At 45.1% G+C, this 23,126-nt stretch carries 20 protein-coding genes and 1 pseudogene; 10 read left to right on the forward strand and 11 right to left on the reverse strand.

From position 1 onward, the window contains the following. Positions 1 to 227 precede the first annotated feature (227 nt). Together AB4503_RS13410 and AB4503_RS13415 are read left to right on the forward strand one after the other, a co-directional pair. Positions 228 to 2,219 (forward strand): methyl-accepting chemotaxis protein, encoded by a 1,992-nt coding sequence (locus AB4503_RS13410; RefSeq protein ID WP_017060219.1) that lies wholly within the window; start codon positions 228 to 230, stop codon positions 2,217 to 2,219. A gap of 197 nt (positions 2,220 to 2,416) precedes the next feature. Further along, positions 2,417 to 3,583 carry a DUF1887 family protein gene (locus tag AB4503_RS13415; RefSeq protein WP_372115035.1) on the forward strand — a complete coding sequence of 389 codons (1,167 nt, stop codon included), beginning with the start codon at positions 2,417 to 2,419 and terminating at the stop codon, positions 3,581 to 3,583. A 213-nt stretch (positions 3,584 to 3,796) separates the two neighbouring features. Here AB4503_RS13415 and udp read toward each other — a convergent pair whose 3' ends face one another. The 4 genes from udp to AB4503_RS13435 all read right to left on the reverse strand — a co-directional run bounded on the left by udp (position 3,797) and on the right by AB4503_RS13435 (position 9,432). Beyond that, on the reverse strand, positions 3,797 to 4,555 hold the full coding sequence (udp, locus tag AB4503_RS13420; RefSeq protein ID WP_017065292.1) for a uridine phosphorylase: 759 nt from the start codon (positions 4,553 to 4,555) through the stop codon (positions 3,797 to 3,799). Between the two features lie 282 nt (positions 4,556 to 4,837). Next, complete coding sequence (locus tag AB4503_RS13425) at positions 4,838 to 7,195, reverse strand: zinc/cadmium/mercury/lead-transporting ATPase (RefSeq protein ID WP_372115037.1); 2,358 nt, start codon at positions 7,193 to 7,195, stop codon at positions 4,838 to 4,840. 153 nt (positions 7,196 to 7,348) lie between these two features. Then, positions 7,349 to 8,812 (reverse strand): MATE family efflux transporter, encoded by a 1,464-nt coding sequence (locus AB4503_RS13430; RefSeq protein ID WP_372115040.1) that lies wholly within the window; start codon positions 8,810 to 8,812, stop codon positions 7,349 to 7,351. A gap of 203 nt (positions 8,813 to 9,015) precedes the next feature. Next, positions 9,016 to 9,432, reverse strand: a complete 417-nt coding sequence (locus AB4503_RS13435) for a CBS domain-containing protein (RefSeq protein WP_017060213.1) — start codon at positions 9,430 to 9,432, stop codon at positions 9,016 to 9,018. A 302-nt stretch (positions 9,433 to 9,734) separates the two neighbouring features. Here AB4503_RS13435 and AB4503_RS13440 point away from each other — a divergent pair, with 302 nt between their 5' ends. Next, on the forward strand, positions 9,735 to 9,968 hold the full coding sequence (locus AB4503_RS13440; protein ID WP_017060212.1) for a hypothetical protein: 234 nt from the start codon (positions 9,735 to 9,737) through the stop codon (positions 9,966 to 9,968). Positions 9,969 to 10,135: 167 nt separating this feature from the next. Beyond that, entirely contained in the window at positions 10,136 to 10,432 is a 297-nt protein-coding gene (locus AB4503_RS13445; protein WP_029235295.1) for a hypothetical protein, read from the forward strand. Positions 10,433 to 10,529: 97 nt separating this feature from the next. On the opposite strand, the gene AB4503_RS13450 is transcribed toward AB4503_RS13445, so the two are convergent. Continuing rightward, a complete protein-coding gene (locus tag AB4503_RS13450; RefSeq protein WP_081324522.1) occupies positions 10,530 to 11,516 on the reverse strand; it encodes a glycosyl transferase family protein in 987 nt (328 codons plus the stop codon). Between the two features lie 167 nt (positions 11,517 to 11,683). On the opposite strand from AB4503_RS13450, the gene AB4503_RS13455 reads away from it, so the two are divergent. Together AB4503_RS13455 and AB4503_RS13460 are read left to right on the forward strand one after the other, a co-directional pair. Continuing rightward, entirely contained in the window at positions 11,684 to 12,292 is a 609-nt protein-coding gene (locus AB4503_RS13455; protein ID WP_017066785.1) for a TetR/AcrR family transcriptional regulator, read from the forward strand. A gap of 123 nt (positions 12,293 to 12,415) precedes the next feature. Then, positions 12,416 to 12,910 (forward strand): peptidylprolyl isomerase, encoded by a 495-nt coding sequence (locus AB4503_RS13460; protein WP_017060208.1) that lies wholly within the window; start codon positions 12,416 to 12,418, stop codon positions 12,908 to 12,910. 130 nt (positions 12,911 to 13,040) lie between these two features. Here the strand turns inward: AB4503_RS13460 and AB4503_RS13465 are convergent. The 5 genes and pseudogenes from AB4503_RS13465 to AB4503_RS13485 all read right to left on the reverse strand — a co-directional run. Continuing rightward, a pseudogene (locus AB4503_RS13465) lies at positions 13,041 to 13,157 on the reverse strand (cytochrome c); the annotation flags it as partial. Positions 13,158 to 13,199: 42 nt separating this feature from the next. Further along, positions 13,200 to 14,060: a DMT family transporter gene (locus tag AB4503_RS13470; protein ID WP_372115045.1), complete on the reverse strand. Its 861-nt coding sequence runs from the start codon at positions 14,058 to 14,060 to the stop codon at positions 13,200 to 13,202. A gap of 110 nt (positions 14,061 to 14,170) precedes the next feature. Beyond that, complete coding sequence (locus tag AB4503_RS13475) at positions 14,171 to 15,268, reverse strand: alkene reductase (RefSeq protein ID WP_372115047.1); 1,098 nt, start codon at positions 15,266 to 15,268, stop codon at positions 14,171 to 14,173. 14 nt (positions 15,269 to 15,282) lie between these two features. After that, the gene (gene gloA, locus AB4503_RS13480) at positions 15,283 to 15,660 is read right to left on the reverse strand and encodes a lactoylglutathione lyase (protein ID WP_017066787.1); all 378 of its coding nucleotides are present in this window, start codon (positions 15,658 to 15,660) and stop codon (positions 15,283 to 15,285) included. Positions 15,661 to 15,863: 203 nt separating this feature from the next. Next, the gene (locus AB4503_RS13485) at positions 15,864 to 16,799 is read right to left on the reverse strand and encodes a LysR family transcriptional regulator (protein WP_372115050.1); all 936 of its coding nucleotides are present in this window, start codon (positions 16,797 to 16,799) and stop codon (positions 15,864 to 15,866) included. Between the two features lie 773 nt (positions 16,800 to 17,572). Here AB4503_RS13485 and AB4503_RS13490 point away from each other — a divergent pair. The 4 genes from AB4503_RS13490 (at position 17,573) to AB4503_RS13505 (ending at position 22,119) form a co-directional block, all read left to right on the forward strand. Beyond that, positions 17,573 to 18,184 carry a hypothetical protein gene (locus AB4503_RS13490; RefSeq protein WP_017065282.1) on the forward strand — a complete coding sequence of 204 codons (612 nt, stop codon included), beginning with the start codon at positions 17,573 to 17,575 and terminating at the stop codon, positions 18,182 to 18,184. Continuing rightward, a complete protein-coding gene (locus AB4503_RS13495; protein WP_012604427.1) occupies positions 18,184 to 19,173 on the forward strand; it encodes an efflux RND transporter periplasmic adaptor subunit in 990 nt (329 codons plus the stop codon). The genes AB4503_RS13490 and AB4503_RS13495 overlap by 1 nt, the downstream gene beginning before the upstream one ends. Positions 19,174 to 19,483: 310 nt before the next feature. After that, complete coding sequence (locus AB4503_RS13500; protein WP_372115053.1) at positions 19,484 to 21,460, forward strand: alkyl sulfatase dimerization domain-containing protein; 1,977 nt, start codon at positions 19,484 to 19,486, stop codon at positions 21,458 to 21,460. Positions 21,461 to 21,681: 221 nt separating this feature from the next. Next, positions 21,682 to 22,119, forward strand: coding sequence for a hypothetical protein (locus AB4503_RS13505; protein WP_372115055.1), 438 nt, complete (start codon positions 21,682 to 21,684; stop codon positions 22,117 to 22,119). A 128-nt stretch (positions 22,120 to 22,247) separates the two neighbouring features. Here the strand turns inward: AB4503_RS13505 and cyoE are convergent, their stop codons facing one another. Then, positions 22,248 to 23,120 carry a heme o synthase gene (gene cyoE, locus AB4503_RS13510; RefSeq protein WP_004736301.1) on the reverse strand — a complete coding sequence of 291 codons (873 nt, stop codon included), beginning with the start codon at positions 23,118 to 23,120 and terminating at the stop codon, positions 22,248 to 22,250. Between the last annotated feature and the right edge of the window lie 6 nt (positions 23,121 to 23,126).

Genomic DNA, 23,126 nt, shown 5'->3' on the forward strand with positions numbered 1-23,126 from the left:
GCCGCATCAAACCACAATAAATCTGCTGTAAAGCATAATAAAAAACACCGTTCAAATCAAAGAAAACGAGCCTTAGCTCTCAAGAATGGCATGTTGGTTATAACTGAGCGCTATTTTTGACGTGTGCGTCATAAAATGCGTAAGCCGAGCTCAATAGAATGCTGATAATTTTGTTAGTTTTACCTTGACCTGACATTAGGTCTGCATTTTTATTTAGGGAGAAAGCCATGAAGGGATCTGTGATCAAGCGTATGTACGCTGGTTTCGCACTGATCATCATCATGTTCGCAGTCACGATAACCATCATGATGAACAGCATGAATCAGATACACAGCAATTTTGAGAGTGTCTCAGAAACCTCATTACCACTTGTCGCGCTTTCAAATCAAACGAGTGTTCAATTGCTTTCTGCTGATAAGTCATTCAAAGATTTCTTAACCACACAAAACGCTGAACGCATGTCTGCAATGCGTACAGAATTTGCTGCATCACAAAACTCGTTTTCAGAAGTTCTCGGTAGTTTAGAAGCGGCAAGCCAAAACAATGCTTCACTTGTTGAACGTATCGCGCAATTAAGAGCAATGGAAGAACGCTACTTCGCCGAAGCTGACGAAGCGATGAACAACTACGTCGCGATGTTCGAAGCACAAGAACAAGTACAAAAAGCGTCTCGTGACTTCCAACGCTTACATTCAGAATTAACCGTTGGTATGAAAGAGTACGTTGCCGACCAAAAAAGCATCTCTGTAAAAGTGATGGCAAAGAGCTACTTCATCAAACTGCAAGACGCAGAAGTTATTACCTCTGATGCACTTGCTAGCTCTGATGTTGCCTTCGTTCAAAAAGCCGTTAACCAAAACAAAAAGGCCGTTACTCACCTTAACTACGCTTATCGAGGTCTATCAACACAACTACCAGCACTTAAAAATGTCTTCGATGAGTCGGTTCAGAAGTTCACCAAAGACGTTGGTCAGAAAGGTGGCGTACTAGACAAACACAACAACTACCTACAAGCCAAACAAGCGTTGTACGTGAACATCGCTAACCTAGCTCTAGAAGTTGACCAAGCGATGGCTGTTTTGGACTCATTCAACGTGACCGCTGAAGAGCAACTTAACTCATCACTCGCTGACGCAAGCAGCATCTACGACAAAGGCCTATTCAACGCGATTGCCATTGGCATTGTTGTGACTGTGTTCGCTGCTGCGATTGGTTACCACATTGCACACAGCGTACGAGAGCCATTAACTCGCATCCTCGGTACATTAGAAGGTCTAACTGAAGGTGATATGACTCAGCGTATCGATATTCGCTACGACAACGAATTCAGCCGCGTGAGCCGTCACATCAACACCTTGGCTGACAACCTGCACAATATCCTTGTGAAGTTGAATGATGCTTCAGATGACTTAACTAAGACTGCAAGCGTCAACCAGAAGACGTCATCTGAAACGCAGGCTCAATTGAACAGCCAACGTGAGCAAACCGCGACTGTTGCGACCGCAATGACAGAGATGTCTCATTCTGTACAAGAAGTGGCGAACAGCGCGCAAAGCTCACTCACCATGGTTCAACAAGTAGAATCGGCTTCTGAGTCTGGTCGTCAGATCATGAACACCAACATCAGCACCATTAATCAGCTTGAAGTTCGCCTTACTGAATCAGTGGGCGCTGTAGGCGAGCTACAACAGATGAGTAGCCAGATTGGTTCAATCCTTGACGTTATTCGTGGTATTGCTGAACAGACCAACCTACTTGCACTTAATGCGGCAATCGAAGCAGCGCGTGCAGGTGAACAAGGTCGTGGTTTTGCAGTCGTTGCCGATGAAGTACGAGTGCTAGCACAGAAGACCACTCAATCAACCTCTGAAATCGAGACTATGATCAGCAATCTGCAATCAAGCTCGAAAACTGCAAGTAACGTAATTGAAAGCTGTATGAGCGATATGGACATGTCGGTTCAACAAGCTTCAAGTGCAAACAGTGCGATGGAAGAGATCCAAGCCTTGATTCTAGAGATCAGCCACATGAGTACACACATCTCTCAAGCAGCCGCTGAGCAGAGTGAAACGTCTGGTGATATTGCACGCAACATCGAAGACATCAACCACATCGCAGATAAGAGTTACCAAGCGATGTCTTCAATTGCGGAGGCAAGCCAAAACCTAACAATTTTGGCGAATCAGCAAGGTGATTTAGTACATCAATTCAAACTATAGATAAATGAAGAATCGATAGATATTTAGTGAGATTGTTGAGACTTCTTATCCAATAGTGGTGACTAATTGAGCTAGGGCAACTTTTATCAAGGGTTGCCCTTGTTTTTTATGAGCTTTGTCATTATATGATTATTAAGGCTTGCTGCTTCCCGTTTTTTCTTTCACCTTTATGAGCGAGCCGCTATTAAGGAATTTATATGGCTGTTCATGTTGGCATTATCGATCAAGACCCCATTCGCTTGCTCACCCCATTACTTGATAACCGAACGGTCAGCACTCACATCGTGTTTATCGGTGACAAAAATCAAGTCAGTATGTACAAACGTTTAGACAGCGTTTTGCACAAGCGCGACATTACGAGTGAGTTTTTCGAAATTCCGACCATCGTAAATACATCTGTCATTAAAGAATCTATCCAAACCCTTGCCGAAGTCCTCAAAGCACGCGGTCAAGAAGTGAAGCTCAACGCAAGTTGTGGCCTCCGTCACCGCCTACTTTCTGTGTACGAAGTATTCCGTACTTACCACTGGCCAATCTTCGTGGTTGAACCAAATAGCGACAAGCTTTGCTGGTTGTACCCTAATGGTAAAGAAGACGCACAAGTTCAAGACCGCATCACTATCGACGACTACCTAACTGTGTTCGGTGCTCGCGGTGAATTCAGCGATGTTCAGCTGTCTCCGCAACTGGATCAGAAACTTTATGAACTGGGTGAACGTTGGGCAAGTAACGCACTCGAACTAGGCCCTGGCCTTGCGACATTGAACTACCTAGCAACGACCTGCCGTAAAGAACAAAAACTTGATGTAGGCCTATCTGAGAAGCAACAAGGCTATCGCGAGCTCAACATGCTGCTGAGCGATTTGGTTGAAGCTAAAATTGCGACTTACGACAATGGTATTTTGACCTTTGCCAACGAAGACGCGCGCCGCTTCTCAAACGGTGAATGGCTTGAAACATTGGTTCACAGCACAGTTAAGCAGATCCAAGATGACATGCCGACCATTCAAGACCGTTCTTTGAATGTTCAGGTATACCGTCAACTGGGTGAACGTGAGGTTCGTAACGAGCTTGATGTTGCCTCTGTGGTGAACAATAAGCTGCACATCATCGAATGTAAGACCAAAGGCATGCGTGATGATGGTGATGACACCTTGTACAAACTGGAATCGCTTAGAGACCTGCTAGGTGGCCTACAAGCACGTGCAATGTTAGTGAGCTTCCGCCCTCTTCGCCATAACGACATCACACGAGCTGAAGATCTTGGCCTTGCATTGATTGGCCCTGACGAATTGAAAGATCTTAAAACACACCTAACGGCATGGTTTACAGCTGCGGGTGGCAGTGAAGATCTAGAGTACTAAAAACCAATAAGCTCATGAGAGCTCAATGCTCTTAAGCAGATTGTTAAAAAGGCGAATGACGATTAAGTCACTCGCCTTTTTTGTTGTCTGTTTTCTCTATTGATTACTTTCAGACGGCACAAAAAAATGGCCGCATCATACGATGCGGCCATTTTCAAAATTTAATGTCGCTTGAAGACTTAATGCTCTCTAAAACTCAGAGCACTTTAAGACTTAAAGCATTTTACGAGCGGCTTCTACAACCACTTTGATTGAACGTGCTTCTGTTACTTTTAGAGTGTCGTGATCAGGCGTCTCTTTTTGAGTACGGTTGATGATTACACCAGCAACACAACCTGCTTTCAGACCAGAACTTGCACACATAGTTAGCAGTGTTGCAGATTCCATCTCGAAGTTTAGAACGCCCATGTCTTGCCATTCTTGCATAGAGCCTTGGAAGCGCTTAACAACGCGACCAGAGAACGTGTCGTAACGCTCTTGACCTGGGTAGAACGTATCGCTTGATGCCGTTACGCCCATGTGAACTGTTGCACCTGATTCATCAACTGCCGCTTTCATTGCTGTTGCAACTTCAAAGTCAGCCACTGCTGGGAACTCCATAGGAGCAAAGTGTAGGCTAGCGCCGTCTAGACGAACAGAACCTGTAGAAACAATCATGTCACCCACGTTTACGTGAGGTTGGATAGCACCAGTCGTACCAACACGTAGGAAAGTGCGAACACCAAGTTGAGCAAGCTCTTCAACTGCGATAGAAGTCGATGGACCACCAATACCTGTTGAACATACAACAACTGGTTTGCCGTCTAGCTCTGCGCGGTAAAGCGTGTATTCACGGTGACTAGCAAGGAATACTGGGTTCTCCATCTCTTCTGCAATTTTTTGCACACGAGCAGGATCACCAGGGATGATCGCAAGAGTAGCACCGTTAAGATCTGCTTCAGTAACACCTAAGTGGAAAACAGCTTGAGACATAGTTCGCTCCTTTTGGCTTATTGGGCTTTTTACCCTTATTTAAGCTCATAGTAAATTCGTGGGGTACGAACACACTCTAACCAAGCTCATTACAAAATGAAGTGACACATGTCACATGAATGATCGCAACAATAATTCAAGTTTCACAAAAAACCGATTGGCATCACAAAAATAAGCAATCCGCACGCCTATGTTGCATACTAATGAGACAAAAAGCGCCTTTAACGTATTACCGCTAAAGGCGCTTTTATATTAAGAATGCTCTATGTCGGTGAGCTCGATTTAGTCCGCTTTAGATTTAAATCGAAGCAGACGCAATGCGTTCAATGTCACCAATGCAGTTGCACCACTATCCGCTAAAACTGCCACCCACAAACCGGTAATACCTAACAAGCTTGTCACCAAGAATACGACCTTCAAACCAAGCGCAAGGGCTACGTTTTGACGGATGTTGTTCATGGTCGCTTGCGACAGTTCAATCATCGCTGGCAGCTCAGTTAAACGGTTATGAGTCAGTGCTGAATCCGCCGTTTCCAAAGCGACATCCGTACCACCACCCATTGCGATGCCGACATTCGCCGTTTTCATTGCTGGTGCATCATTAATGCCATCACCGACCATCGCCACGTGCGACTGTTGAGATAACTCCTCAACGTAAGATACCTTGTCGCTTGGCAATAGGCTTGCCTTGTACTGCATACCAATCTTGCTACTGATCGCTGCTGCACTGCGCGGATTATCGCCGGTCAACATGATAGATTGAATACCTAATTCATTAAGTCGTTCAATCGCAAGCTTAGCGTCACTGCGTAACGTATCTTGCCAAGCAATCAGACCAATCACCGTCGTAGCTTGCTCTGTTGATTCTTCTTGATCTTTAACCTCAAGAGCAACCACAACCGTCTTGCCCTCACCTTCTAATGCTTCTACCTGAGAAACCACATCGGCACCAAGTTCGAACGTGACTTTAGACGGTGACAGAACCTGATACTTAACACCATCAACATCCCCTTCAACACCACTACCAATCAACGCTTTCTTGTTGTGTGATTCAGGAATCTCAATATTCAGGTCTTTTACTTTAGCGACAAGTGACTGCGCCAACGGGTGAGTAGAGCCAACTTCAATCGCCCCAACCACACGCAGCATCGCGTCTTGTTGCCACCCCGATAGAGGTTGAATATCCGTAACCTGAGGCTTACCTTCGGTCAGTGTGCCTGTCTTATCGAAGGCGATGGTTTGGATTTTACCAAGCTGCTCTAGCGCTGCGCCGCCTTTAATGAGCGCGCCACGTTTCGCTGCTGCTGCTAAGCCAGAGGTAATCGCTGCAGGAGTCGAGATAACCAAGGCACACGGACAAGCAATCAACAATAGCGCTAGGCCACGGTAAACCCATGTTTCCCATGGTTGCGCAAACAACAATGGTGGTGTGATGATGACCAACAGAGCCACTACCATCATTAACGGTGTGTACCAACGGCTGAACTTATCGAGGAATCGCTCTAGTGGTGCTTTACGAGACTCTGCTTCTTCAATCAGATGAAGAATGCGATCGATCGCGTTCTCACCCTGTTTTGAAGTGATGGTGATACGAACCACTTTATCGACCACCACAGCGCCAGCCATGATGCTATTGCCTTCGATGTGTTCAACAGGAACAGATTCACCGGTTAACGCACTTTCATCAAAGCTTGCCGCGTCTGTAATCAATTGGCCGTCAGCAGGTAAACGAGAGCCCGCGGCCACTTCAATCACATCACCTGGAACCAGTTCACTGACTGCTACTTCTACACGCTCGCCGTTGATGATCTTAGTCGCGTTTTCTGGTACCAATGCCATTAGAGCTTGAACGCCACTTCTTGCTCTTGATGAAGCAAACGCTTCTAAGCGCTCACCAATCAAGAACAACAATAGAACCATCGCTGCTTCCGCAGTTTCGCCAAGGTACAAAGCACCCAGCGCGGCAACACTCATTAAGGTTTCAATAGCAAACGGTGTACCTGAACGCGCCAGCTGAACCGCTTTCTTCGCCACCGGATATAAACCAAGCAGACAAGTTACCGTAAACAAGCCTTCGCTTAATTGAGGAGAGGTACTTTTCAGAAGCGCAGCAAACAGCATTGCTGCTGCAATCGCAATAATCTGTAAATTAGGTTGGATATGAGCTTGCCAAAAAGTCTCAAGTTGTTGTTTTTCTTTCTTTGAACCGACTTCCTTAAGAGGGAAACCCGTTTTGATAGAGACCTGTTCAATGGTGTCAGCAAGGCTTTGATTATCGAATTTCACAACCAGCTTTTCGGTAGCAAAGAGAACCTTCGCTTGAATAACACCGTCAATATTGCTGATCGCGTTTTCTATTTTTCTTGCACAAGCTGGGCAGTCCATTCCGGCAACCAGCCAACTTTTCGAAAATTTGGCGTCGAGAGATAAAGTTGAGGACTGACTGTCTTCTTCTCCACTGTCCGACGAACTACAACAATCATCTCCAGACGATGACGAAGTAGCAGAAGAGCTACAACAACCAGATGAAGTACCTGCTGCTGTGATGCTTGAAATTTTAGGGCTAGAGCAACTTGCTCCTGCCGCTTGAGGTTGAACGTCCACTTTTGCTGAGCGGCACGCTGCATGTTTTGCGCACATAATGTATCTCCTTAATACTCAAAAGCCTTGAGGTTGTTGCTAACTCACGAGCAACAGAACCTTAAGTTCATCAAAAGTATAAACCTTGGAGGCTACTCCAAGGTCAAGAAGAAGTTTTCAAGAAAACAAAAATATTATGCCAGCGCCGATGGCTTACTGAGATTTAAGCTCCGCACACTCTTCACGGTTCGCCGATACATCATCAATAAGCACCGCATCGTGTGAACAGAATGGCTGTGTGTTTAGGCTGACAATCGACACATCGTCTTCCACTGGATCAACTTGAGATCCTTGCATCAGTTCAGCGATATGATGTCGAAGCACCAAGATACCTAAAATTCCGAACAGAACATTACCCAAAGCTTGACCATAAAGAACACCCAAAGCGCCATACCACTCCGAACCTAGATAGACGAACGGCAGAGTACCTAACGTGGCTTTGCCCAAATTCAATGCTGTCGAGTAAAGCGGTTTACCTAGGTTGTTGAAAGACGTGTTGGCAACAAATAGTGCACCGTTAAAGGTGAAGGTTAACGCCACATAGGTACAGAAAGCCGCCACAATGATTGCTGCATCACCTTGTAGACTAAAACCTTGAATGACATAACCTTGAACGAAGTACAACAGAATACAAACAGCGATAGTGTATGCCGTAGTAACCAGCAATGAGTTATTGAGTGTTTCCTTCACTCGGTCCATGCGTTCAGCACCAAAGTTCTGACCAATGATTGGCCCCACAGCGCCAGACAAGGCAAAGATAACCGCAAAACAAACTGGCGTCAGACGACCTATCACGGCAAAGCCCGCGACAAAGTCCTCACCATATTGTGCGATACCCGTTGTCACAATCGCATTACCGATAGGCGTTGCAGTATTAGTGATAATCGCAGGCAGCGCAATCGCCAATATTGGTCGAATATTAAGACGCCATTGCACAAAAGAAGGCGGAGCCACCAGCTGATGGCTGCGAATAAGAGGATAAAGCGAAAAGAATAGCACCGAGAAACGAGCGACAACCGAAGCGATAGCCGCCCCTTCGATGTTCCAACCAAAACCAAAAATAAACAGAGGATCGAGAATCGCGTTAACAATGCCGCCAGACAAAGTTGCCCACATCGAACGCTTAGCATCACCTGCCGCTCTTAAGCCCGCACCCGCTGCCATCGCTAACGCCAAAAATGGACCACTAGGTAGCAAAATCTGTAGGTAAGCTTGAGCGCGTTCGGCTGCAATGCCTTTGGCGCCTATCGCGGCTAGCAGCTCTGGAATATAAGCGAACATGATTGCAGTTATGGTTGAACTGATAACAAACGCAGTCAGCATGATACTGGTGCTTAGGTTTCGAGCGTGCTCTTGATTCTTGGAGCCGATGGCTTTGGACACTAATGCGCCCATGGCAATGGAAGTACCGATAGAAACGGAGGTAGAAAAGAAAGTCAGCGTACCTGCAAAGCCTACCGCAGCAGCCAATTCAACCTGTCCGAGCATACTGATAAACAGTATGTCGAGCAGATCGACCACAAATAACGCCATCAAACCGACAGAGCCAGCCCCCGACATCACCAATATGTGGCGCATCGTTGAACCTTCAACAAACTTTGCCGTTTGATTTGACATGAAACCTCCAAAAGTTGGAATACCCAAGAGCTAAAGCCTAATCAGCTGTTCAACTGTTCAACTGTTCAACTGTTCAACTGTTCAACTGGCTAGGGATCCAAAAAGAAAGGATCGACCAAGAAAAGCGCTATACAGAAAAAAGGCGCTAGTGCGCCTTTTTTCAATTGAGAGTATTGAGAAAAATAATCGTTCTTAACACGCTACTATACCTGATGTTTGAAGCATTCTTCCAAGTTCTTGCCAATTGCTCTCAAAACATCAGTTCTGGTGATAATACCCACCAGTTTTCGATTATCGATCACAGGGTATGCTTTAGGTTTTCCAACCTGCATCATGTCCGCCAATTCAATAATGGATAAGTCAGGTGACACCGACAGCACTTCTTGGTACATACAGTCACCCACAAGGTGTGTGTCTTGGCAGAAGTAACTGACCTTCACAAGTTTCTCGAGTAAATCCTGCTCTGAAAGGAAGCCAATCACTTGTTCGTTATCATCGATTACGGGCCCACCCATATGGTGGCTACGCATCACTTTGTCTAACGCTAGACTTAACGGCATATCAGGAGTAAATGTCACAACCTGCTGCGTCATGTAATCTTTCACTTTAATAGAATGCATTGCGTTCTCCCTAAATACTTTGCGTCATATATTTTCTATCTTGTTAAGTTAATTGTTGTCTAAAATCTTGATTTTACTAAATGGATTTCAACAATTTTATTGATAGGCAAAACCTAACAAGACAAAAAAGTGAGACAAACAAAGGGTTGAGCACGTTTTCGAACGCCAGAAAAAAGAAAAAAAAGAGCCCTTACAAAGCCTTACTTTCCCTTGCTTAACCTTACTTAGCCGAGCTAGCCTGCGTAAATAAACCCTGTAATCTTCACCTCACTAATAATTAGAAATCCCGTTTTAGGAAGTTTATGCAACACGACAACAACATGTACGCGTATATTTACGCAGGTAACGACGGCACAGAAAACACACTCATCGCCACTATCGATAATCAAGAAAAACCGCTGATATCAAGCTGCGTTGATGAGATAAAACGCATGTCATGCTTAGCCATTGATTTAGCAGCAAAACACGACCTAAAAGTGAAGCTGGTGAAATATCAAAGAGAACAAGAGATCGACTTCGGCCTATTCGTTAAATAGTGAATCCGACACTGATTTGGTTAATCTCTAACTGGCAGCCATAGTAGCATTAGCAAGCGCAATAGCCGTGAATGGCTGCCGAATTCGACCTGACAAGCCTAACGGGTAAAGGCTATAATGATCAGACGGCGCCCTTGCCGATTTTCATTGTCCAAATACGGTTTACTATGTCTTCCCAAACCCCACCTAAAACGTATCTAACGAATTCCTTATCTAAGTTAAAAAGCTACTTTAGTGAGTTATTGGATTTCCAATCACGCATTTGGGTGGTTCATATCTTTGAAGACTCTATTACCGATCAGTCGTTTGTGATTAATGAAGATGGCTTTAAAGAACCGCTAGAGTGGATGAAAAAACGTGATTACCAAGCGAGAATGCTTGATCGTGTTGATAAGATGAAAATCTCACAGGTGATTGAGATTCAGTTCGAAGACAAAATGCATCGCTTGATGCGAGTGAAGTAGCTTTATTGTTTGGGCGTTCACGAAAAGCCCTTGCTAGAAATCAAGTATAAAAAGGCCAGCGCTCGCTGACCTTCTCTCATTGATTACAAACCACCATCTAACGCGCACAATACTCATGCCACAGGCGCACCGCTTTCTGGTATGCCTCAGTTTTATCGTGCGTTTCTGCAAAGAGAATGGCTGTCATGCTGTCGACAACGGTATTCGCCATTAGCGCCATATCTTCAGCCGATGTGCCAAGTACACATTGACTAGGAAGTGGCAGTTCTAGGTTCATCATCTCTTCCCAGTAGAACGATTCGACTTTGTCAGGAGAGCTCATCCATACCGTTTGGCTAACTTTAGGATTATATTCCGACTCACCGTTCATCCCTTTGAATGAAATCACCGAGTGGGATTTATTTCCGATAACATGCTCAACTTCCGCATGAAGTTGTGGAAAGCCAGGATGGAAACTGCCACGCAGACCTAAACGGCCACCACCAGGATTCAATGCTCGAACTACCGTGTTAATTGGTGTTCTCAAACCGTAGCGGTGTTTCCAACCAATCATGGTTTGTGCTTCGGGCGCAAAGTTAGCTAGCGGTAAATAAGCAATGCCGTCTTGTTCAAGAATCGACTTAGCATGTTCAGGGCTCTCAGCACTTTGCACACCGACATCTTGCAAATGGCTTTCAACGTGCGTCCTACCGCTCGGCTTATCCATATAGCCATGCATTAACACTTTATAGCCATTGTCAGCTAAGATTTTTGCCGCCAACAAGTTCCAAGGCTTGCCACTGGCGTTATCGTTACGCTTACCTGCATAACACGGCCAATCAATATCAGCGCCTAAATCTGGCACTCGAGATTGAAACGCTTTTACAAAGCCAGCGATCTCTTCATTGGTTTCATTCTGCACACGAATCAACATCAGTAGCATAGCCATTTGGTCGTCACCGACTTCTCCGCTTAAATACTCATCCATGATGCGGTAGGCTTGTTCGAACGATAAAGGCTTACGCCCTCTTTCTCCTCGTCCAACTGTACGAATACACTCTAAAATACTACTCATTGATTGTTTATTCTCTTCCGTTGATATCAATAAAATTCGAATACACTTTCGATTCTATGATACCCACCGTGCATTGCAAAGCGATTCAGTTGCTCTCGACCGAATTACCAATACGCAGATTGGTGTTCTAAAAGTAAACTTCCTGGTGTAAAATTAGCGTATGTAATGCTAACCGCGACATATTGAGTAGTATCCCGATGACTGTAAAAAAAACGCTGAGCCAAAGAAAACGTGAATCGATCGTTGCCGCTGCTATCGCAGAGTTTACTGAGCATGGCTACAAGGCCACCAGCATGGATAAAATATCGAGTCGCGCAGAAGTATCAAAGCGTACCGTATACAATCACTTTGCCAGCAAAGAACTGCTTTTAGATGAGATTCTAGACAGCATTTGGAGCAAAACTCTGGCCGCAACGCATTTCCCATATCAAGCAGAACTGCCACTTGAAGAACAGCTTTCCTCGATAGCCAATCAAGAGCTTGAGTTACTTGAGTCTGAAGGCTTCATCGACCTGTCACGCGTTTTGTTCTCAGAGTATTTCCATAACGCAGAACTGGCGCATCAAGCGATGGAAAAATATTCCCAAGCAGAAAGTGGACTTACAACCTGGATTAAAGCCGCGTTGGCAGACGGTCGTTTAGTAGAACTAGACCCACAATTCGCCTCCACGCAGTTCATTGGTCTGCTTAAGTCTTTTGCGTTTTGGCCGCAAATCATTGGTCATGTGCCGTCACCGGATGCTGCACACAAGCAAGTGCTCATTACTTCAAGTGTCGAGATGTTCCTTAAACAATATCAGGCGTGATTTTGGTGGTTGACGAGAATTCAACCACAATAAAACCATCACTGGTATCCGCTGTTATTTTCCCTATACTGCAACCCACTTTCGTCATTACGACTCAGTAAAACTTCAACTTTAGGTAGCCCTATGATTACTTTCACCACCAACTTTGGCGATATCGAGATTGAACTGAACCTTGAAAAAGCGCCAGTAACGTCGAAAAACTTCCTTAAATACTGCCAAGACGGTTTCTACGAAGGCACGACATTTCACCGTGTTATTGAAGGTTTCATGATTCAAGGTGGTGGTCACACTATCGACATGACAGAAAAACCAACTCGCGCCCCAATCGTCAACGAAGCAAACCGTGGTTTGAAGAATGTGATTGGTTCTGTGGCAATGGCTCGGACTGATGCACCACATTCTGCAACGGCGCAGTTCTTCATCAACCTTGATGACAACGATTTCCTAGATCACACCTCAACAACCAATGCTGGCTGGGGTTACGCGGTATTCGGTAAGGTTTCAGCAGGTATGGATGTGGTAAACAAAATTGCGAAAGCACCAACAACCATTCGCTGGGGACACGAAGATGTGCCTTGCGAAGATATTGTGATTACAAAAGTCACTATTCGCGACTAATTCATTCACGTCCTTTCCCGCCCCTAGTGCATTCGAATTGATGGCATAAAGAAAAGAAGGCTGTGCGATAGGACTATGGTGGTAAGGGTTCGACTTTACCACCTGTATTCAAAGCTCGTTGTTAGAATAGTTACCAGCGAGAACGATAAGTACGGTGACACCCTTTGCACGTCTTATTCGCAGAATTTAACCCTTGCTCTGCACTCGACAAGTCTTGTTCAACACTCGCCTGATAACGCTCAGAAAAGCACTTGAAGAACAACCCACACTCGGCCTTGCGCCGAGTGTTTTATTTTCGTCTCGACCATTTGATATAGCAAAATAGTGAAGCAATGATCACCGCCCCACCGAGCAGCTTCTGCATCTCTACACTTTCGCCAAGCACACTCACACTTAACAGCAGCGTCCACACAGGCTCAAGAATCATGATCAATGCCGCCACTTCCATGTTCACGGAGTGCTGACCGACCGTTTGTAGCAAGTAACGAATAGACGTTGCGATCACCGCAGAGACAATAAACCAGAAGACTAAGGTTTTGGTGATTTCGAACTCCGGCTGAGCTGTCATAGAAGCAAAGGCTAAACCACTCACACCCACCACAAACAGTTGCACACAGATTGATGCGATAGGCTTGATATTGGTAATCACACGCTTGTTCATCACAAAGTGAACAGACAACAACATCGATGCTAGTAAGAAATAAATCTGACTCTGCTCAACATGCCAGCCGTTACCCAAAGTCAGCAACAGCATGCCGATAATCGCGATAGGGAAAGACATCCAAAACGCACGATTAGGTTTAACTCGAAACAAAATCCAAGACACAAAGGGGGCAATGATCATGGCTAAGCTCATGATGAATGCCCCTTCAGACAAGGTCTCGGTCACCGACACTGCATACACCCAGACTTGCAGTGAGGCAGACAGCAACAAACCCACGCCGCAAAGAGACAAGATCTGTTTAAACGAAAGCTTACGAATATGATGAATACAAAACGGCAGAAGAATAAGACTCGCCACTAAAAAACGTACACCAATGAACACTGGTCCCGGCATTTCCAATACCACCAGCTTAGATGCAATCCATCCAACCCCAGCTAGCAGGGTGGCAAATAGAAGGTAAAGCTCTCCGCGCATCGCTTTCATCATTTTACTTGGTCCAATAACAAAAAAAGCAACCCGACTCTGCAAGGTTGCTTTTTATAAACATTCAACAGGATCAAGATACTATCTCAATACTCTGCTTCAGGCAGCTGTTTTTAGCCTGCGTATTCTGGGTAATCAATTAAACCCTTTTCCGCACCACCAAACAATGTGTTTGGATCGTGCGCCGCAAGTGGGTAACCATTTTGAATACGAGCTGGTAAATCTGGGTTAGCAACGAATGGACGTCCAAAGCCAACCATGTCAGTTACGCCTTCAGCAACGGCTTTTTCGCCACGCTCGCTATCGTATTTACCCGCATAAATAAGGACACCCTCGTAGGCTTCACGAACTGCTGCTTTAAATGCTTTTGGCGTTTCAGGTGCATCGTCCCAATCAACTTCTGCAATGTGTAGGTAAACAATTTTGTATAGGTTAAGTAGTGCTGCCGCCGCTGTGTAAGTCTCTACTGGTGTAGCGTCAACCGTGCCATTCAACGATGTGAACGGAGCAAGGCGTACACCAACACGGTCAGCACCAATCGCTTCAACCATAGCTTCAACCACTTCGCCTAGGAAACGTAAACGGTTTTCAATTGAACCACCGTATTCGTCAGTGCGGTTGTTTGCTTCAGAATCGATGAATTGGTTGATTAAGTAACCATTCGCTGCGTGAAGTTCGATACCATCAAAGCCTGCTTCAACCGCATTCAAAGCCGCTTGGCGATACTGTTCAACCACCTCTTTGATGTCTTGTTTCGTCATTTCACGAGGTTCAACCACATCAACAAAGCCCGGTTCATCAGTACCGTTATCGATGAATACCTTTACGTTTTGTGCTTTAAGTGCAGAAGACGAGATTGGCTGTTCACCACCAATGTTGTCTGGGTGTGTTACACGGCCTACATGCCAAAGTTGAGCGAAGATAACGCCCTCTTTTTCATGTACGGCATCAGTCACTTTTTTCCAACCAGCGATCTGCTCATCAGAATAAATACCCGGAGTCCAAGCATAGCCTTGACCCATAGGTGAAATTTGTGTGCCTTCAGCAATAATCAAACCTGCAGAAGCACGCTGAGCGTAGTAAGCCGCCATCATATCGTTTGCTGAATTACCAGGTTGCGTTGCGCGAGAACGCGTCATCGGTGGCATAACAATACGGTTTTTAAGCTCGATATTACCAAGTTGAATTGGTTGAAATAGTGCGTTTGTCATTGTTATATCCTCGATTAACCTAGTTGAATCAGTTCGATTTGGTAGCCGTCTGGGTCAGTAATAAAAGCGATATGAGTTGAGCCGCCTTTCACTGGACCCGCTTCGCGAGTGACGTTGCCACCTAGCGATTTGATTTTGTCACATGCTGCGTAAATATCTTCTACACCCAATGCCAGATGACCAAACGCGCTGCCCATCTCGTACTCATTCGTATCCCAGTTGTACGTTAGCTCGATAGTCGTGCCGCCTTGCTCATAGCCAACAAAAACCAATGTGTAGCGGTACTCTTTGTTTTCGTGGCGTTCAAGTTCCTTCATTCCCAATACCTTGGTGTAGAACTCGATAGACTTGTCTAAATCAGTAACTCGGATCATTGTGTGTAGGAATTTCATATTTCGCCCTTTTTAGCCCAGCAACCTGAGCCGATATAATCGTGAGTGGAGGTTACCCACTCCTTTGTTAGGGTTAATATACGAGCTGACAGCAAATAAATGAAATTATCATAAATTCTCATTGTGATAATTTTCTATTATAACTCACTTAATACAAGTGATTTGTTAAGAAGATATTTGGCAAACAAAAGATAGGGCGACGATCAGAAAGCGGAGCGCCAACTGTTTAGTGATTTAGACATGTCATTAGTCGTATTGATGATCTGCTCTCTCAACCACTTATGTGCCGGATCGGTGTTCTGTTTTTTCAACCAAATGAGGTAATGAGAGATAGGCTGATAATCGAAAGGCGGTTTGAACAACTGTAACCCAAGACGTTCCTGATACTGGTTCGCCATAGAAAGCGGCACAACAGTGATGTAATCAGTCTGGCTACACAGCATTAGGTTACTGGCCATAGAGCTGCCGTGAATTACAATTTTACGCGAGGATAAGTCTAACGAAGTGTAGTGAGTCAAACTTCTTACTTGGCGACGTGTTCTGGCTAAAACCGCATGTTGCTCACTGAGATATTGCGCCTCGGTGATCTCACCTTTGATCCTAGGGTGCCCATTTCGGCAAACAATCACAAACTCACTGTCGTAGAGCTTTTCGCTCATCATGCTTGAATGCTCAGGCAACACAATGTCGATCATCAAATCAAACTTCTGAGTTAATAGATCCTCATGGACTTGATCATCACTATCTGGTTGGTCATACACCTCAAGAGATAAGCCTTGGTTAGATAACTGAGAAAATCGATCGAGCAACATCCACTTTAAATGTTCGGGAACCGAAGCCACAAACCTGCGCTCTGTACTCGCTTCATCAAACCAAGCCATACCTTGAAACACGCCGTTGAGCTCGTGTATTGGCGCTTTGATTTGCTCATACAAGCTTTGCGAGTAAGCAGTAGGCACAACCCCTCGCCCACTGCGCACAAACAACTCTTGGCCAATTTCATTTTTCAGTCGGCCGAGCGCAGTGCTGATCGTCGATTGATTGGTATTCAAATGATCGGCAGCCTTACTCAAACTGCCCTGCTCCATCACCGCTGAAAACACAGCCAATAAGTTAAAATTCGGAATGTCATTACTCATGATTCAGTGCTCATTTGGCGATAGATTTAATTATCTTATCGTAAAAGCGATAGAATGAAACAACGGATGCTCATTGAGAAAACAAAACTGAGAAGGAAGCATCATATGGTAAAGAGCAAAAATGTCAGAACAACTCACTCTTTCGAATAGCTGCCACATTCGCCAGATTGGAATCTAAATCTCTTCGCTGTGCCAGTAACGCTTAATCCACCCAAACTCACCCTAGACTGGTCGGAGTATTCAATATTTCCGTCCTGCCTTATTGATACTTTTATAGCCACTTCTATGATCCAGGCTAATTAAATAGACATATTTTATAAGCCGAGTTTGAGCCTGTTCAAATAAACCCACCTCACGTTTAAGCAACCACTCAATTCATCGTAATTACGATAATTCAATATCGCAATAATGCGTAGATAGCACCAGTTACACTTCCTATTATTTCGCCAACAAATCAATTCTTAACCTAAACAGAAAACCTAAAAATGTGTAGATGATGGTGTTGCACACATCACGGAAGACGGCCTTAAAACCCAATGCAGCAAACGAACCTATCAATGGTAGACGTTACTTAAGAATGATTTCGCCAGGTGTTTTTAACACTCTATTCGCGAGAATGCGTTGTCTACGTGGTCAAAGCGATTTTTAATTGTCATCTAGTACTTTTGACTCAGTAGGTCTATACGGTTACGTGAGTTCAACACCTCTTTCAGATGTCTTCTAAAAGTCTTGTACCAAGGCTGCACTTTCTCTCTCCTTATTTAGGTTGAGATATGAACTTTATAAAAATCGTTTTCCAGAAAATCTGGGCCGTTGTGATGGTCTTGATTAAATTCTGCCTGTTTATGGCAGTGATGTTTGCGGGAGCATGGGCTCTTGCACCATTAGGCACAATCCATTCTAAAGACATCGACATGTCTCAATTCAACAATCATCCCAATGAAATGATGATGAACTTCTTCCAGATGGAGTCCTTCTCTGGTTACTTGTTCTCAGTGACCATTGCTGTGGTTTTAGCCGGTGTTTACGGCATGTGGCAGTTGCATGAACTGGGTGTGCATAAAGCAAAAGAGCACAAAAGCGCTCACGTACAAATCGTGTTTGCACTGTCACTTTGTGGTCTATTCATTAGCAAAACATTCTGGGTTATTGCATTAGTTATCGCGTTGGCGAACTGGAAGCATATTGGTCAATCACTGAGTGATGTTATTCGCCGTGGTGTTCAGCCTAAACAAGACGCGACCAATACAGAGACAGCCGCAGTCCACGTATCACCTGAACAACCGGTAACAGAGCCGTCTTCAGTAGAGCAATCTTCAAAAGAACAGGCTTCAGAAGAAAAGACTCCAACAACACCATCCGCTACAGAAAAAGAGGTCGCATAATGAAAGAGATGATGATTCCATACATCCTAATTGTATGGTCACTGTTTGCGACAGGCGCACTTAAGAAGAACTTCAAGAACTACACATGGGCTGCCATTGGCGGCGTAACGATTCTTGCGGTATTAGCGGTTATCTCTCGCTTGTGGGCACCGGTTGATTTAACCAACTCAACCACAGTGAAAGCACCACACGCGGTAATGTCACCGATCTTTGGCCAGCAGATCGACCAAGTGCTTGTTGAACACAACCAAATGGTTAAAGAAGGCGACGTAATTTACACACTCGTCGACATTGACTCAGCCGCAGACAAAGCAAAGATCGAATCTTCAATTGTTCAGAAAGAAGAAGAGATCAAGCAAATGAATCGCGACTTAGAGCGTGCTGAAACGTCACCTGAAATTTTCAATATGCGTGACGTAGAAAAGTACGACTCTGATCTTCGAGTGCTGCATGCTGAACTGGTGTCGTTAAAAGCCGATTTACAAAAAGTAAATTGGGCGCAAGAGAAAAAGACCATTAGAGCTGAGTTTGATGGTCAGGTATCGATAGTGAATATTGCTGAAGGTTCTGTCATGGGTAACATGCACCTCTACAACACCAGCAAAAAGTTTCTTGAGATGCGTATTTCAGACCAAACTTATGGCTATGTTCAAGTAGGAGACTTCGCTGAGTTCTTCGTTGATGCCTACCCAGGGCACGTGTTCCGAGCAAAAGTACACAGCTTTAATGCCGGTACCGGTGAGTCGAGTATTTCTCCACTTCAGGGGCCACAAAGCGTCGGTCAACACGTGGTAAGAAACGGCAATGGTTTAGGTCGTACTATCGTACTTGAGATCATTGAACCAGAAGGTTACAACATCCCTATTGGTTCAACTGGCGCGGCTTGGATCTCAGCTGAGAAGCCACATCCGTTCTGGGGCTTCATCGATGTAATCGGTGCAGCAACGGTTCGCCTACAATCTTACAAGTCATACTTAGGTGCTTGGTAAACGATTAGCTCTTGATAAGCAATTAAATATTCAATGATTTGGCTGTTATTCACTCGTATCACAGCCACTCATGAACTAGCGACTAATTGTAAAACAAATGCCCTGAGTTTCAGGGCATTTTTGTATCTGTTGCAAGCTCATTTACTAATTGATTTAGATCAAAATTAATCGCCAATACAATCGTTTATCAAACAAATCATCGAAAAAACGATAGATTGAAATATTATTAGCGCGTAGATAGCGACCTCCCCCACCTCTATCATTTGGCTCAAGAAATCCAATTCCTGTATCCAAATATAAGGTCACTACCATGACTAATACATTCAAAAAAATGGCGCTTCCTGTTGCTATTGCGAGCACTCTACTTGCTTCTGGTTTTGCATCTGCAACACCGATTGTCGAAGCGACATCGAAAGTCGGCCAAGAACTTCAGACGGCAAATGCTGCGCAATACCAAAACATTGATCTTGATGCTCGCTACAAGAGCGAGGTTCTATTCGAACACAAATCAAACATGTTCTGGGGAAAAGGCGAACGTATTCAAGTTGTTTCTAAAACAGGCGATTCTCTAGCTTACACTGCTGAGTCTGACCATGTTCACCCAATCCTCACCAAGCATGGTCGTAAAATGGACCAAGCAATCATCAAAGTAGATGACAACGTATATCTTGGTTACGGTTTCGGTCTAGATACACCCGTCATGATTGAAGGTACGGACGGCATCATCATTGTTGATCCAGGCGAGTCGGTAGAAATGGCTCAATCGGTTAAAGAACAGTTCCGTCAAATCACCGACAAGCCGGTTAAAGCAATCATTTATTCTCACAACCACATCGACCACATCTCTGGTGTGCGTGCGTGGGTGACTGACGAAGAAGTGGCATCAGGTGAAGTAAAAATCATCGCTGAAGAAGGCCTAACCGCTGCAGTGGCTAACTGGTCTTCAAACCTAGGTACTCTATTTGGTCACCGTACTTCTTACACAGGTGCTAAGCACGTAGAAGAAGGCGAGCACGGCACAGTAAACGACGGCCTTGGTCCGCGCTTCATGCAAGGTGCTATCTCGTTCATCGAACCAAACCTGCTTGTACCAAGCCAAAGCCACATCGAAATCGAAATTTCTGGCGTGAAAATGCACATCGAGAACGTGCCATCTGAAACTAAAGATGAGTTAGTGGTTTACTTCCCAGACCAGAAAATCCTGCACGCGGCTGAAGTACTTCAAGGTGAGAACTTCCCTAACCTTCACACCATCCGTGGTACTAAATTCCGTGACCCATCAATGTGGTTCAAGGGCATCGACGTAATGCGTAAGTTCGACACTGAGATCATGATTAACTCTCACGGTCGTCCTGTTGAAGGTAAAGAAGCAGTAGCTGACGTACTAACGGCTTACCGTGATGCGATTCAATACACTCATGATCAAACTATCCGTTACATGAACAAAGGTATGACGCCAGACGAGCTAGTTGAAGTAGTTAAACTTCCTAAGCACCTTGCAGAACACCCTTGGTTAGGTGAACACTACGGTACTGTTGCACACGCCGTGCGTCAGATTTACGTAGGTTACAACGGTTTCTTCGAAGCGGATCCATGGCAGCTAGAGCCAATGGCTTACGAGCAACGCGCTAAAGCATTCGTAGAGATCATGGGCGGTCGTGACAACATCCTTACGACTGCACAAGCAGCAATTAAGGCTGAGAACTACACATTTGCAGCAGAAATTCTTTCTTACCCAATCACGGTAAACAAGCAAGATATGGAAGCTCGTGAGATGAAAGCACAAGCTTACAAAGCATGGGCTGCAGACCAAGTGAACATCAACTGGCGTAACTGGGCGCTCAACGCGGCGGCTGAACTAGAGAACAAACGTGACTTCTCTAACATGATCAGCTTCGCTTCTGTTGACGTTCTTACTGCACTACCAAGCAAGCAGATCTTCGACATGATGACTTCAACGCTTATCGCAGAAAACTCGTTAGACGTGAACATGATGCTAACGTACAACTTCTCTGATACGAACGAAGCATTCACTATCGAAATTCGCAACGGTATTGCTCAGTTACACGAAGAAGCAGTGAAAGGCGCAGACGTTCAAATCGACACCACTCGTGCAGTATTGAACCAAATCTTGATTGCAGGTCCAAACGCTCAACAAGTGATTGGTACCAACCTACAGTCTGGTGCATTCACGTTCTCGAATGGCGACATCAAAGGCTTCGGTCAATTCATGAGCTACTTCGACAAGCCAATGACTCCAGAAGAGATCATGCTCATCGTTCGCTAATAGCGAGCTCGAACGGTCACTCTTTGGCGATAGATCTTCGACGATGGCTCTTTGACGAAAGCTACTTAGCAAACAATCTCGCTAAATAGCTATCAATCGATTCGCTGACCGTTACATGGACGACAAACAAATACAGGGACCCTTTGTGGTCCCTTTTTTTATCGTCAGGTTCGGCTTCTGCCGTCAGATTCTTAACCCTGTTATAGGTCTCGATAACCATTATGTTAAAACGATTTGCTCTGATTCTTTCACTCACATCTTCACTCACGTTTGCCTGTGGTCTCCACCAAGATACCGGATTTAGTTTGGTGACAGAGCCCGGTTCACTCGAGGTATTTGGCAACGTCATTACAGCCAGACAAGACGATGAATTCAACAATCTCAATAAGCCGGATCACTTTCGACTCTTTGCCATCAAGGCTGCGCTTGCGAAACCCCACCCAAGCAAAATTGAGTTCAACTTGTTCGAAGCAATCAAAGGTCATTACAGCCAAGTGAAATTTGAGAAGGGGGTCGATGTCTCAGGCAGAGATACTTTGCCTACCGAGGAAGATCTATTACTGATTACGGAACTCGATGTGTTCGATGCGCTAGCAACTGGCACCATCTCTTGGGATCACGCGACACTAAACGGCTTAGTGATCATCAATGGCCCATAAGATAAACGAGAGCAGCTTGAAGATTGGCTTAGTGATATTTTTGAAGGGTAATAGCTTAAAGCGGGACAGATAAAAAGTCGTCAAACCCTCGGACTTCAGAACATTGAGGGTTCAACGACAAACTTAAATCAAAAAAGAGTAGGCAACGGAATCAACTCCAGCCCCAGCACACCACTGATGCTCATGACCACCAGCAGGGACACCTTAAACACCGTCTTTGACCACTGGATGTAGTTTAGGCAATCAACCTTACGAAACGTCACTTTAGTCCACATAAAACAGACTGCCGCCGACACCGCGAGGTATTCGTAGCCCGCTTCTCCGAGTAGGAACAGCGCCAACGAGACTGCGCCAAACGCCACCACATAGGCTTTCATGTGCTGATGCGCTTTGTCGACGCCCTCTTTCACCGGTAACACGGGAATGCCTGCATCTCGATAATCTTGAAGGCGAAACATCGCGATCGCGTACGAGTGTGGCATTTGCCATAAGCAGAACATCGCGAACAACAAAACCGCTTCCAAACTAATGTAATTAGTCACCGCCAAGTAACCAACCAATGGTGGAACGGCGCCCGAAATACTGCCGACTAAAGTGCCGTAAACCGATGTACGCTTGTACCACATGGTGTAGAAAAAGACGTAAAACACATAGCCAAGCAACACCATGACCGCAGAGATCGGATTAGCGAACTGAAACAGTAGCGCTGTGCCTGCTAGCAGTAAAACCAAGGCATAGACGAACGCGACGTCTGTATTGATGTTTCCTTGAACCAATTCTCGATTTTGTGTGCGCTTCATCTTTTGGTCGATGTCTCGATCAAAGATGTTGTTCACAACACAACCTGATGCAATCACAAGTCCCACACCCGCTAATGTTGTCAGTAACAACATCGCGCTGGCTGGTTCTGTTTTTGCGGCGAGGAAGAACCCCGCCGCAACAGAAATCAGGTTGCCGAAAATGATGCCCGGTTTGGTGATAGACAGATATCTTTTCAGCATACCCTA

The organism is Vibrio sp. 10N.222.55.B11 (genome assembly GCF_041473705.1).
Taxonomy (GTDB): domain Bacteria; phylum Pseudomonadota; class Gammaproteobacteria; order Enterobacterales; family Vibrionaceae; genus Vibrio; species Vibrio crassostreae_C.